10 protein-coding genes are annotated in these 13,254 nt (G+C 70.1%); 8 read left to right on the top strand and 2 right to left on the bottom strand.

Going from position 1 to position 13,254, the window contains the following annotated elements; genetic code table 11:
- Nucleotides 1-198 precede the first annotated feature (198 nt).
- Nucleotides 199-2,463 carry a hypothetical protein gene (locus D474_RS0110370; RefSeq protein ID WP_017613511.1) on the top strand — a complete coding sequence of 755 codons (2,265 nt, stop codon included), beginning with the start codon at nt 199-201 and terminating at the stop codon, nt 2,461-2,463.
- Here D474_RS0110370 and D474_RS0110365 read toward each other — a convergent pair.
- Nucleotides 2,431-3,852, bottom strand: coding sequence for an outer membrane protein assembly factor BamB family protein (locus tag D474_RS0110365; protein WP_161628667.1), 1,422 nt, complete (start codon nt 3,850-3,852; stop codon nt 2,431-2,433). The two genes, D474_RS0110370 and D474_RS0110365, sit on opposite strands and share 33 nt — an antisense overlap.
- 281 nt (nt 3,853-4,133) lie before the next feature.
- Between D474_RS0110365 and D474_RS0110360 the strand changes: the two genes are divergently transcribed.
- Genes D474_RS0110360 through D474_RS0110345 form a run of 4 tightly spaced genes read left to right on the top strand, consistent with a single transcriptional unit; the run spans nt 4,134 to nt 8,713 of the window.
- Entirely contained in the window at nt 4,134-5,663 is a 1,530-nt protein-coding gene (locus D474_RS0110360; RefSeq protein ID WP_017613509.1) for a long-chain-fatty-acid--CoA ligase, read from the top strand.
- A 40-nt stretch (nt 5,664-5,703) separates the two neighbouring features.
- Nucleotides 5,704-6,678: a tripartite tricarboxylate transporter substrate binding protein gene (locus D474_RS0110355; RefSeq protein ID WP_152476729.1), complete on the top strand. Its 975-nt coding sequence runs from the start codon at nt 5,704-5,706 to the stop codon at nt 6,676-6,678.
- The gene (locus tag D474_RS0110350) at nt 6,675-7,193 is read left to right on the top strand and encodes a tripartite tricarboxylate transporter TctB family protein (RefSeq protein WP_017613507.1); all 519 of its coding nucleotides are present in this window, start codon (nt 6,675-6,677) and stop codon (nt 7,191-7,193) included. Before D474_RS0110355 ends, D474_RS0110350 begins: the two co-directional genes overlap by 4 nt.
- The gene (locus D474_RS0110345) at nt 7,193-8,713 is read left to right on the top strand and encodes a tripartite tricarboxylate transporter permease (RefSeq protein WP_017613506.1); all 1,521 of its coding nucleotides are present in this window, start codon (nt 7,193-7,195) and stop codon (nt 8,711-8,713) included. The genes D474_RS0110350 and D474_RS0110345 overlap by 1 nt, the downstream gene beginning before the upstream one ends.
- Nucleotides 8,714-8,829: 116 nt before the next feature.
- On the opposite strand, the gene ctaD is transcribed toward D474_RS0110345, so the two are convergent.
- Nucleotides 8,830-10,491, bottom strand: a complete 1,662-nt coding sequence (gene ctaD, locus D474_RS0110340; protein WP_017613505.1) for an aa3-type cytochrome oxidase subunit I — start codon at nt 10,489-10,491, stop codon at nt 8,830-8,832.
- A gap of 227 nt (nt 10,492-10,718) precedes the next feature.
- Between ctaD and D474_RS0110335 the strand changes: the two genes are divergently transcribed.
- The 3 genes from D474_RS0110335 to D474_RS28240 all read left to right on the top strand — a co-directional run.
- Complete coding sequence (locus tag D474_RS0110335; protein ID WP_017613504.1) at nt 10,719-11,642, top strand: ketopantoate reductase family protein; 924 nt, start codon at nt 10,719-10,721, stop codon at nt 11,640-11,642.
- An 82-nt stretch (nt 11,643-11,724) separates the two neighbouring features.
- Nucleotides 11,725-12,792 (top strand): NAD(P)-dependent alcohol dehydrogenase, encoded by a 1,068-nt coding sequence (locus D474_RS28245; RefSeq protein WP_204367111.1) that lies wholly within the window; start codon nt 11,725-11,727, stop codon nt 12,790-12,792.
- A 9-nt stretch (nt 12,793-12,801) separates the two neighbouring features.
- On the top strand, nt 12,802-13,254 hold a 453-nt coding region (locus tag D474_RS28240; RefSeq protein ID WP_040703283.1), incomplete at its 3' end, for an amidase family protein.

Here is a 13,254-nt window from a genome sequence, read left to right as displayed (position 1 = left end):
ACCCCCGACGAACCACCACCCCCGAGGCAACACCACCCAACACCTCCACGCTCCCGATGAGGGACACTCGGTCCGGTCGGTGGATCCCGACGGTGCGTGTCTCGTGGCCGCCATTCCGGCCACTCGAGGGCCGACGGTGCTCGGTTGAGGTCAGACCAGTAGTCTTCGGCGCGCATCCCCCGACACGGAAGGACCCCGGTGAACCAGCCCGGCCAGGACCCGGTCCCTGAAGCCCCGGCCCCGGAAGAGACCGCCGGGCCCGAGCACGACCTCGACACCCACGAGAGCTGGTGGGCACTGATTCGGTCACTCCTGCGCACCTACCCCCGCGCACTGTTCCCGATCATGGTGGCGGCCGGCCTGCCCCTGGCGCCGCTGACCCTGCTCGCCCTGCCCTGGGAGCTCTGGCTGGCGAGCGACTCGGTGGTCGTGAACGGGGTGAGCGAGTCCTTCGTCGACCCGCTCACCCCCTGGACTCTGGCGGGCGCGGCCGTGCTCCTGCTGCTGACCCTGGTGCTCAGCCCTCTCACACTCGGGGCTGGTGTGACGATCGCCGGGGCCGCGCTGCTCGGCCGGCGGATCGGGGTCCGCGACGCGTGGCGGCACGCCCTGCGGCGGTACTGGACCGGTCTGGCGTGGGTCCTGACGACGGCCACGGTTCTGGTGGCAGCCGCGGCGGCGGCGCTGTGGACGGTCACGATGTCGGAGTGGGCCCCGGTGGTCCTCATCGTGCCGGTCCTGCTCGTGGTGTGGCCCCCGATGATGATCACGCTGCCCGTCGCCCTGGTCGAGGGCCGCAACCCGTGGCGGGCTTTCGCGCGCGCCTGGGTCCTGGGCCGTCAGCGGCGGCGTCTGCACCTGGGGGTGGTCGTGGCCGCTTTCGGGCTGCTGTACCTGTGCGGCACCGGCCTGGAGCACGCCCTCACCGAACGCGGACCTCTGGCAGAGGGCGACCCGGCGATCACGGCGACGCAGGCGTTGCTGTCCCTGTTGGTCACCCCGATGGTGCTGTTGCTGCTGAGCGCGCCCCTCGCCTTCCACGGCCGCTTCTCCCCACTGGACCCCGACACCGACCCGCCCCTGCCGGTCTGCGTGGACCTGGAACAGGTCGACGGCCACATTCCCGCCGCCCGGCCCGCGGGCGTGCGTCCGCGCGCGCTCACGGTGGTGGTCGTCGCGGCGGCGCTGGTCGTACCGCCCCTGGTCGCCCCGGCCGTGGTCGCCGCCGACCCTTTCGACGCACCGGAGCTCACCGGCTCACCCCTCGATCCGAGCGGCCTGGACGGAGAACGGGTCGAGATGTGGGTGGAGGACGGCCGCGCCGTGGTCTCCTTCAACGGTCGCCAGGCCAACCAGCTGGTGTGCGATCCCCGCTGCGAGCTGGTCGAGGAGACCCCGGGCCACTACGGTTTCGGGCCCCTGACCCCGGTGGGTGAGGCCTACGTGTACCCCGAGTGGGTGGAAGTCCTGTACGAGGACGACGAGAGCGCCCGGTACGCCCTGCACGAGGACTCCGGCCTCTACCTGCACGTGTGCGACGAACCCGGCGACTGCGAGCTCGGGGCCCAGGTTCGCCCCTTCGCCGGCTCCCACCACGACGTCGACGCCGTCGCCGCACCCGTCGGCGAAGAGCTGGTCGTGGTCTCCCACGTGAACTCCTACGGCTACGACGAAGGGGACGTCCCGTTCGCGGAGGAGGGCGACACGGCCGGGCTGCGCGCGCACGTGTGCGCGGACCAGGACTGCGAGGACCCGGTCGCGCTCGACCTGCCCGACGAACTCTCGACCAACGCCTTCCTCGCCAACGGCCACCACCTCGACCTGGAACCCGTGGGCGAGGAGGGGTTCCTCCTGTTGGTCACCGACGCCGGCTACGGCGCCGTCCACGCTCTCCACTGCCCCGACACCGCCTGCTCGGACATGGAGGTCACCGAGCTGACCGGGGACCTGTTCGAATACGAGGAGGAGTACGAGGAAGCGGGCCAGAAGCTCGTGGGCGCCCGCGTCCTGGAGCGTTCCGACGGAACGGCGGCAGTCATGCTGCGTGAGGCCGGCGACGGTGCGGTGCGGTTCCTGGACTGCCAGGACGCCGCGTGCACCGAGTACTCCGAGGAGACGGTGACCGAACCGGGGTGGGCGCGGCCGGTGCCCGGGTTCGACCTGGACTCACAGGAACGGCCCCAGCTGGCGACCTACGACTATGGGGCCGAACGCCTCATGCTCCTCTCCTGTCTGGACACCGGTTGCTCCGAGACCGTGGAGACCCTGCTCACCGGTTTCGAGCACGTGCCCCGGACCACGGGGCTGGCCCTGGACGAACACGACCGGCCCCACATGGTCACGGGCGACGGGGAACACCGCGCGTTCACCGGCGGCTACGACACCGAGGCCCAGTACCTGCGGTGCGAGGAGCCCTGGTGCGGGGCCGATCTAACCCAGGTCGACCGCGAACAGGCGGGGTGAGGAGCACGGCTTGCCGTCGGCCGGGGCGTCGAGGCTCTCCTGGCCCAGGCCGTCGGGCGCGCAGCCCCGGAAGACCGATACGGTGCCGCCGTCCCCGGTGCGCACGGCCCCGTTGCCCCCGTAGCGGTGGCTGGTCAGGGGCAGCGCGCCCGCGGCGTGGTCCACGACGACGGGGTCACCGAGTCCGGGAACGTCGACCTCCCACTCCGGGCGGTCGGGGTCGCTCTCCTCGTCCCCTGCGGGCTCGGCCTCGGTGACCTCGACACCCCCGGCGGGTGAACGGCCGTTCCCGCCGCCGACGGAACCCAGAATCTCTCCGTCGGAGGCGTCGACCCACCAATGCCCGTCACGGTCCTCGACCAACAGGACCGTGCGGCCCTCCTCCTCGACCGCGTCGAGAACGGTGCTGGGTCCCGGGTGTTCCCACAGCTCCTCACCGTCCGAAGCGTTCAGCCCGATCACGTTCTGGGTGCACGGGTCGTCGTCCCTGCCGTCCACCTCGCATCTCTGGTGAAGGGCGAGGGTGTCAGTGTCGACGGCGGCGACCTCGTTCCAGTCCCGGTCCGGGGGCAGGTCCACGGGCTCGCTCTCGTCCCCGTCGGCGAGGTCCACCGTGTACAGGCGATCCGTGTCGTCCTCCTCGACAGCCTCACCGCGCTCCCGCACGAGCATCTCCTGCCCGGTGAAGGCGCCCTCGACCGGGCTGCCCGAAAGTTCGGCGCTCCAGCTGATCTCACCGGTGTCGGCCTCCACCAGATGGTGGACCGTGTCCTCTGCCCCGGACGCCTGCTGGCTCGTCAGCAGTACGTGCCCCTCACCCGGGTTCACGGAGCTGCTGAACTCGCCGTCGGGGTGTTCGACCCGGGTCCACTCGGGCCCTTCGTCGCGGTCGGTCCCGCCGAGATAGATGTGCGCATGCCGTTCCCGCACGTCCGCTGCGACCAGCACCAAGGCGTCCCCGGCCACGTGGAGCGCCTCGGCGCGCTTGTTCTGCTCGGGGTCGACCTGCTCCTCGGCCCACACGGGCTCCCCGGTTGCGGCGTCCACGGCCAGGACATGATCGCGTTGGTACAGGAAGAGGGTGTCCTCGTGCACGGCGGCACCCACGCCGAAGGAAGGCCCGCCGACCGCTTCGCGCACGGGCGTGGCGTAGGCAGAGCTCAGGTCCGCCCCGGAGAGCACGTGGTGATCCTCCTCCAACGGCACCGACCACCGCACCGCCCCCGCTTCACCGCAATCGCCCTCGCCCTCGCAGTGCACGAGCTCGTCGGGACTGATCACGGTCGGGGCGTACCCGGGACCCTCGGGTTCGTCCTCCAGCAGGGAGCATGAGCTCACGAGCAGCGTCAGGGCACAGGCAACGGCGGCGGGGGATGTTCCACGGGGCATGCGCGCATCGTAGCGACCGCGCCCCGGCTCGGCCCCGACGGCCCCGTGCCCGGGTGGGTGGACGCTCCGCTGTTCGCCCGACCACATCGCCGTTCAGGCCGCTCTCGGCCACCCATTCGTGCTCAGGCCGCGTGGGACCGGATGGGTTTCTGGGACTCAAGTGGCCCTTCGTCATCCCTTGTCACAAGTTTCCGCGTGTGTCTAGAATCACTAAAAACCTAACACTGTCAGGTTTCCGTGCGGATGCGCACCGAACACACTGCCCAGACCCCAGGAAGACGATGAGACTCTCCCTGACCACCCTCCTGTCGGAACCGGCTCACCGGTTCCCCGAACGCACCGCCCTGGTCTGCGGCGAGCACCGGTACACCTACGCCCGGCTGTGGCACGAGGTTCTGGAACACGCGGGTGCCCTGCGCGCACTCGGGGTCGGCGAGGGCGACCGGGTGGCGCTCGTGGCCGGCAACCACGTCGAGTTCGTGCGCTGTTACTACGCCGCCCTGGCCGTCGGGGCCACGGTCCTGCCGCTGGCTCCCATGCTCACCGCCTCGGAGGTCTCCCACCTGCTCGGGGACAGCGGCGCCCGGGTCCTGCTGAGCCAGGGGCGGTTCCTGGAGACCTCCAGCACCGCCGGTGAACAGGCCAGCGTGCCCGTGCATCCGATCGGCCCCGAGGAGGAGCCCGGCTCGGTCGCCGCACTCGCCCGCAGCACCACGCCCCCGGATCGGCCGGTCTCCCGCAGGCCCGAGGACCCGGCAGTGGCCCTCTACACCAGCGGCACCACCGGGCGCCCCAAGGGAGCGGTGCTCACCCACCTGAACCTGGTCATGAGCGCCACCGTCAACGCCTTCGACAACCACCCCTTCACGCGTGAGGAGACCGTGCTCGGGTGCCTGCCGCTCTTCCACACCTTCGGGCAGACGGTCGCGCTCAACACCACCTTCCGGCTCGGCGGCACCCTCGTCCTGCACGATCGCTTCGACCCGCACGCCGCCATCGACCTCATGCGTGCCGAAGGGGTCACCGTCTTCCTGGGTGTGCCGACGATGTACAGCCGCCTGACCGAGGCCGCTTCCGGCACCGGGTCCCGTTCCCTGCCCTCCCCCAAGTTCTGCATCTCCGGCGGCTCGGCCCTACCGGTGGCCCTGCTCGACCGGTTCGAGAAGACCTTCGGCACAGTCGTCTACGAGGGGTACGGGCTCTCGGAGACCTCCCCGACCGCTGCCACGAACCAGCCCGAGTTCGGGGCGCGCGCCGGCACCGTCGGCCACGCCATCTGGGGTGTGGAGGTCGAGATCGCCGACCCCGCCGTCGAGGACACCGTGGTCCTGCTCGGAACCGGCGACCGCGGCGAGATCGTCGTGCGCGGACACAACGTCTTCGCCGGATACCTCGACGCACCCGAGGCCACCGCCGCGGCCCTGCAGGACGGCTGGTTCCGCACCGGCGACATCGGCATCAAGGACGAGGGCGGCTACGTCAGTGTCGTGGACCGCAAGAAGGACCTGGTGATCCGCGGCGGCTACAACGTCTACCCCCGCGAGGTCGAGGAGGTCCTGGCCCAGCGTCCCGACCTGGCCCAGGTCGCGGTGATCGGCCTGGCCGACGACGAGCTCGGCGAGGAGGTGTGCGCGGTCGTGGTCCCCGCCGCCGGCGCCGAGGTCGACGCCGACGAGCTCGTGGCCTGGTCACGCACCCACTTGGCCGCGCACAAGTACCCCCGCCGGGTGGAGGTCGTCTCGGACCTGCCGCTCGGCCCCAGCCACAAGGTGCTCAAACGCGAGCTGCGCGCCCGCCTGCAGCACCGGTGAGCCCTGCCTCTTCGACCCCTTCCCTTCTCGAGGCGCACCGTTGAAACGACCGACGATCCCGGCCTTGGCCCTGGTCCTGACCCTGGTGGTCGCGGGCTGCGGCGGGGACGGCAGCACTCCCGATCCCGAGCAGTATCCCGAACGCCCCGTCACCATGCTCGTGGGGTTCGCCCCCGGCGGCGGCACCGACACCATCGCCCGCTCCCTCGCACTGTGTCTGAGCGACAACCTGGACCGCGAGGTGGTGGTGGAGAACAAACCCGGAGGCAGCCAGGCCGTGGCCATCAACGACCTGCTGGGTGCCGAGCCGGACGGGCACACCATGGCGATGGTGACCACCAGCGGGCCCGTGGTGGTTCCGCTGCGTGTCCCGTCTGTGGGTTACACCAAGGACGATGTGACCCCGCTGAACGAGGTGTCGTTGGCCCCGTCGGTGCTCATCACCCCTCCGGACCTGCACGACGAGGTCGGCCCCGGGTTCTTGGAACGCGACGAGCCCCTGGTGGTGGCCACCCCCGGTGCCCTGAGCGCGCCGCACCAGGCGATGGACCTGTTGCGGGACGTGCGCGGCGCCCCGGTGCGCGCGGTGCCCTACGAGGGGTCGGCTCCGGCGGTGACCGCGCTCATGGCCGAGGACGTCGACGCGGTCTTCACCGAGAGCTCCAAGGAGGTCATGGAGCAGCTCGAAGGCACGGACCTGCACGTGTCGGTCTCCGGCTCCAGCGAGCGCATGGACCACATCCCGGACGTTCCCACGTTCGAGGAGCTGGGCTATGACGGACTGCCCGACTCCGACTCCTACTGGTTCCCGGTGGTGCCCGAGGACACCCCGGACGACCTGGTGGAACTGTTGGAGGAGCACACCGCCGGGTGCACGCGGGACCCGCATCTGGCCGAGACCCTGGGTGAGGACCACGTCGCCGACGACCGGCCCACGTCCTCCGACCACAGCCGTCAGATCATGGACACCATGCACGAGAGCTTCCTCGAGCTGATCGAGGAGGCCGACTCATGAGCGACACACATCCGGAGGGCACACCGCAGGAGACCTCGGAGGCCGCACCTGCGCAGGCCGCGGGGCGCGCGTGGCCGCACCGCCTCACATGGGGCGTGTTCGGCGTCCTGGTGATCATCGGATCGATCGACCTGGGCCTGGGCGAACTGCGCGAGCCCGGCCCCGGGTTCTGGCCGCTGGTGTCGGGGCTGATGATCCTGCTGGCCTCCTTCGCCCTGCGCCCGCCGAAGGACGACGAGCCCCGGCCGGAGGCCTTCAGCAACAATCCGTGGCGCCTGGTGTCCGCACTGGTGAGCGTGGCCGCCTTCATCACCGCGTTCGCCGCAGTGGGCCTGGTGCTTCCGGTGCTGGCACTGCTGGTGCTGTGGCTGCGCGCCCTGGCCGGGATGCGCTGGTGGACGACGCTGGTCACCGCCGTGGTGGTGACCGCCGCGCTGGCCGTCGGCCTGGTGTACGGCCTCGGCGTCCCCCTCCCCTCCGACCCCCTCATCGCACTGCTGGAAGGGACGGGCTGATGGACCATCTCGACAGTGTCGTCCAGGGCCTCCAGGTCGCCCTGCAACCGGGCAACCTGGTCTTCGTGGCCCTGGGCGTGTTCATCGGAACGCTCATCGGGGTGCTGCCCGGCCTGGGACCAACAGCCACGATCGCCCTGCTCCTGCCGCTCACCTACGTGTTGGATCCGGCCACTGCGATCATCCTGCTGGCCGGCATCTATTACGGCTCCGTGTACGGCGGGACCATCACTTCGGTGTTGTTGCACATCCCCGGCGAAGCGTCGTCGGTGGTGACCACCTTCGACGGTTACCCGATGGCACAGCAGGGGCGGGCCGGTCCCGCGCTCGGCATCGCCGCGGTGGGATCCTTCGCCGGCGGCATGACCGCCACCGTGGTACTGGTGCTGCTGGCTCCGATGCTGGCGGGTATCGCGCTCAGTTTCGGGCCGCCCGAGTACACCCTCATCGCATTGACGGGCATCCTCCTGGTGGCGTGGATGGGCAACGTCTCGGTGGGGCGGGCCCTGGTCGCGGCCGGGCTCGGTCTCATGCTGGCGACCGTGGGGCTGGACCCGATCTCCGGTGAACCCAGGTTCACCTTCGAGAGCACGAGCATGCTGGCCGGGCTCGACTTCATCCCCATCGCGATGGGGCTGTTCGGACTGGGCGAAGTGCTCTACAACATCGACAAGAGCCCGACCGGCACGAAGATCAAGCACAAGATCGGACGCATCTGGCCCACACGCAGCGACTTCCAGCAGGCCGGCCCCTCGTTGGCCCGCGGCACCGTGCTGGGCAGTCTGCTCGGGCTGCTGCCGGGCGGAGGCAGCGTGGTCTCGTCGATGTCGTCCTACGTGGTGGAAAAGCGCCGCGCCAAGGACCCCTCGCGGTTCGGCAAGGGCGCGATCGAGGGCGTGGCCGGCCCGGAGGCGGCGAGCAACGCGGGATCGACGACAGCGTTCGTCCCGCTGCTGACGCTGGGGATCCCGCCGAACGTGGTGCTGGCGCTGCTGTACGGGGCACTGCTGATCCAGGGCATCACCCCGGGGCCCACGCTGATGACCGACCGCCCCGAGGTGTTCTGGGGTGTGATCGCGTCGATGTTCGTGGGCAATGTTCTGTTGCTGGTGTTCAACACCGCGCTCATCGGGGCGTTCGTGCAGGTCCTGCGTATCCCCATCACGATCCTGTCCACGGTTGCGGTGGTGGTCATGCTCGTCGGCGTCTACACCGTGCAGAACCGCGTCTTCGACATGGTCGTGGTACTGGTATTCGGGCTCGTGGGGTACGCGCTGCGCAAGTTCGGTTACGAGGTGGGGCCCCTCGTACTCGCCTTCATCCTCGGCGGGATCCTGGAGACGTCGTTGCGCCAGTCGCTGCTGATCTCCGGCGGTGACTTCGCGGTCTTCGTGACCCGCCCCGTCTCCGGCGGGATCCTCGCGGTCATCGCGGTGCTGGTGCTGGTCGTCGTGGGCCGCACATGGCTGACCTCGCGGCGTACGGCGGACCCGGTGACGGGGTCCGGGGCCGAACGCTGACCGTGCGTGGGCCGGTCTCCCCCGGGTGCCGGCCCGCACGCGCCTCGGGGCTGGGATGGGTCCGGTGTGTCCTGTGTTCTGCCATGCCCGCCGGGTGTGGACACACGCCGCACGCGTCAGCGGTGCGTGCCGCTGGGTGCCACGTTCGGGTGGTGCAGGTCGAAGGCCGGGCGCTCGGAACGGATGCGCGGAAGCGCATCGAAGTTGTGCCGCGGCGGGGGACACGGGGTCGCCCACTCCAGGGAGGCACCGTACCCCCACGGGTCGTCGGTCTCGACCCGGGGCGCGTGGCGGGCGGTGTGCACGATGTTCCAGAAGAACAGCAGCGTCGAGGCGCCCAGCACCAGCGAGGACACCGACGAGATCTGGTTCATCGTGGTGAACCCGTCGGTGGGCAGGTAGTCGGCGTACCGGCGCGGGAACCCGGCCGCGCCCAGCCAGTGCTGCACGGCGAAGGTCCCGTGGAATCCCAGGAACAGCAGCCAGAACTGGACCTTGCCGATGCCCTCGTGGAGTTTGCGGCCGGTGAACTTGGGCCACCAGAAGTAGAACCCGGCGAACATCGCGAAGACGACCGTGCCGAACACGACGTAGTGGAAGTGCGCCACCACGAAATAGGTGTCGGTGACGTGGAAGTCGATCGGCGGGGAGGCCAGCAGGACCCCGGTCAGGCCGCCGAACAGGAACGTGGCCAGGAACCCGGTCGTGTACAGCATCGGGGTCTCGAAGGTGAGCTGCCCGCGCCACATGGTGCCGATCCAGTTGAAGAACTTCACCCCGGTGGGCACGGCGATGAGGAACGAGAAGAAGGAGAAGAACGGCAGCAGGACCGCACCCGTGGGGAACATGTGGTGGGCCCACACGGTCATGGACAGTCCCGCGATGGCGATGGTGGCCGCCACCAGCGACTTGTAGCCGAAGATGGGTTTGCGGCTGAAGACCGGGATGATCTCCGTGACGATGCCGAAGAACGGCAGGGCGATGATGTAGACCTCGGGGTGGCCGAAGAACCAGAACAGGTGCTGCCACAGGATGGCACCGCCGTGTTCGGGGTTGAAGACCTGTGTGCCGATCATGCGGTCCGCGCCCAGAGCGATGAGCGCGGCGGTGAGCACGGGGAAGGCCAGGAGCACGAGCACGCTGGTCAGCAGGGTGTTCCAGGTGAAGATCGACATCCGGAAGACCGTCATGCCGGGCGCGCGCATGCACAGCCCGGTGGTGATGAAGTTGACCGCGGCCAGGATCGTGCCGAGCCCCGAGACCAGCAGGCCGAGCAGCCACAGGTCACCGCCCAGCCCCGGCGAACGCACGGCGTCCGACAGGGGTGTGTAGGCGAACCACCCGAAGCTGGCGGCCCCGCCCGGGGTGAGGAATCCCCCGATGGTGATGAGCCCGCCGAACAGGAACAGGTAGTAGCTGAACAGGTTCATCCTCGGGAACGCCACGTCGGGCGCGCCGATCTGCAACGGGACGATGATGTTGCTGAACCCGATGAACAGCGGGGTCGCGAACAGCAGCAGCATGATCGTGCCGTGCATGGTGAAGAACTGGTTGAACTGCTCGTGCGTGAGCATCTGCATGCCGGGCGCGAACAGCTCCAGGCGCATGAGCAGCGCCAGCACCCCGCCGAACAGGAAGAACGCGAACGAGGTGATCAGGTACATGTACCCGATCACCTTGTGGTCGGTCGACGTCAGCCAGCTGACGACGAGCGACCCCTTGCGTGTGGTCGCGCCGGTCTCCTGCGGCTCCTGCACGATCTGCTGCTGCGGTGCCACGGCTCCTCCCCACCTGGTTCCGGCCGGTCGTGCACCCTGGGACACCGATCCGGCAGAGGCCGACGCTAGGGCAACGGGGGCCGCGGTTCGAGCTCCGCGGGTAACCGGGAGCGTCGTCGTGCTCCTGCGCGTACCGGGCCGAACCCGGCGGAGTCGGGGCCCGCTTCCTGGCGGGCAGAGTGGCTCCCGGCATACTTCTGGCCGGGAACCGAACCGAAGGGAAGAGCATGCGCATCCTTGTCGTGGGGGCCGGAGCGGTCGGCGGGTACTTCGGCGCCCGGTTGGTGCAGGCCGGACGCGACGTCGATCTCCTGGTGCGCCCCGCACGGGCGCAGGCCCTGCGCGCGCACGGGCTGGTGCTGCGCGGCGTGGACGGTGCCGAGGAGACCGTGCCGGTCGACGCGGTCACCGCCGACGAGGTGGGGCCCGAGTACGACCTGGTGATCGTGGCTGTCAAGGCCTACGGCTTCGGATCGGCGCTGGAGGACCTCACGCCGGCCGTGGGCCCCAAGACCGTGGTGCTGCCGTTCCTCAACGGGATGGCGCACATCGATGCGCTCGTGGAACGGTTCGGCGCCGATCGGGTCTACGGCGGTGTGGCGATGGTGATGACCCGGCTCGGTGAGAACGGGGAGATCGTGCAGGTCGGTCCGCCGGCCGAGCTGATCCACGGTCCCGTGGGGCCTGACCCGGTGATCGCTCCGGAGCAGGTGGCCGAGGCGCTGGACACCGGAAGGTTCGACAGCCGCGCCACCGACAGGGCCGTGCAGGAACTGTGGGACAAGTGGGTGCTCCTGGCCTCGCTGGGGGTGTGCACCTGCCTGATGCGCGGCACGATCGGCCAGATCAACCGGGCTCCGGGCGGTGCGGCGTTCACGCAGGCGGTGCTGGCGGAGGCGTGTGCGGTCGCGGCGGCGTCGGGGTACCCGATCGCCGAGGAGACGCGGGCGCGCACCGCGAAGCTCGTGGGCAGTACGCGTGCACCGACCACGACCTCGATGTACTGGGACCTCACGCACGGCAACCCGGTGGAGGACGAGCACATCGTCGGAGACCTGGTACGGCGGGGCACGGAGCTCGGGGTGGCCACGCCCCTGTTGGAGGCGGCCCGGACCCATCTGGCGGTCTACAGCGCCCGGCAGCACGCATAGGGCCGGCATCGGGCATGAGAGCGACTGCGCCGGGGTAACGCCCGGGGGATGTTTCCCCTGAGCAACGAACGGTGGTACCCCCATGAGTGTCCCGAGCACGATGCGCGCCTCGGTCCTGCACGGGATCGGCGAGATCCGTGTCGAAGAACGGCCGGTGCCCGATCCGGGCCGGAACGAGGTGTTGGTGCGGGTCGGCGCGGTGGGCACGTGCGGTTCCGACACCCACTACTTCGAGCACGGCCGGATCGGTCCATTCGTCGTGCGCGCTCCCCTGGTGCTGGGCCACGAGGCGATGGGCACGGTCGTGGCGCGCGGAGCGGGCGTGGAACGGCTCTCCCCAGGGGACCGGGTCTCGTTGGAGCCGGGCGTTCCCGACGGTGTGTGCGCGCAGTGCCGCGCGGGGCGCTACAACCTGTGCCCTCGGGTGCGGTTCATGGCCACGCCGCCGGTGGACGGTGCCTTCTGCGAGTACGTGGCCTGGGACGCGGACTTCGCCCATCCGGTCCCGGACACGCTCTCCGACGAGGCGGCCGCGCTGTTGGAGCCCCTGTCGGTGGGTGTGTGGGCGTGCCGGAAGACGCGGGTGGGCCCCGGGGACCGGGTGCTGGTGACCGGGGCCGGACCGATCGGGCTGGTGGCGGCGCAGACTGCGCGGGCGTTCGGCGTCACCGATGTGACCGTCACCGACGTGAGTCCGCACCGCCTGGCGGAGGCGCAGCGGTCGGGGGCCACTCGCGCGGTCGATGTGCGCGAACGGTCCTTGGCCGGGGCCGGCGTACGGGCGGACGTCCTGGTGGAGTGCTCCGGCGTCGCCCCCGCGGCGTACGAGGCCGTCTCCGCGGTGGATCCGGCCGGTCGTGTGGTGCTGGTCGGTATGGGCGGGCAGGAGCTCACCCTGCCCGTATCGCATCTTCAGAACTCCGAGGTCGAACTGACCGGCACGTTCCGGTACACCAACACCTGGCCGACCGCGATCGAGCTGGCTGCCTCGGGGGCGGTGGACCTGGACTCGTTGGTGACCCACCGGTTCGGTCTGGCGGAGGTCGGCGCTGACGGTGGCACGGCACGACCCGGACGCACTCAAGGCCGTGGTGTACCCGGTGCGTTGAGGGACACCCCAGAACGAGAACATGTTCCAGTTCGGTGTTAGGTTCCGGGTATGCGAGTCGACGAGTACCTGAAGCACGACGCAGTGGGCCTGGCCGGGCTGATCCGGGAGGGCCAGGTGAGCGCCGACGAGGTGCTGACCGCCGCCATCACCCGGTCCGAACAGGTCGAACCACACCTGAACACGACCGTGCTGTCCATGCACGCCGAGGCGCGGCGGCTGGTGAAGGAGGGACGCACGGGACCACTGGCGGGGGTCCCGTTCCTGCTCAAGGATCTGTTCCAGGACTACGCGGGGTTCCCGACCTCGGCGGGTAACCGGGCGATGCGGCGGGTCCCGGCCACCAGGCACTCGGAGGTGGTGCGGCGCTGGCTGGAGGCCGGTCTGGTGCCCTTCGCCAAGACCAACGTTCCCGAGTTCGGGGCCAAGGCGGTCACGGAGCCGCGCGAGTTCGGGCCCACCCGCAACCCCTGGAACACCGCACACACCCCCGGCGGGTCCTCG

This window comes from Nocardiopsis salina YIM 90010 (genome assembly GCF_000341025.1).
In the GTDB taxonomy this organism is placed as follows: domain Bacteria; phylum Actinomycetota; class Actinomycetes; order Streptosporangiales; family Streptosporangiaceae; genus Nocardiopsis; species Nocardiopsis salina.
Note: the sequence above shows the minus strand (reverse complement) of the source record. Positions and strands in the feature narration are given on the sequence as shown.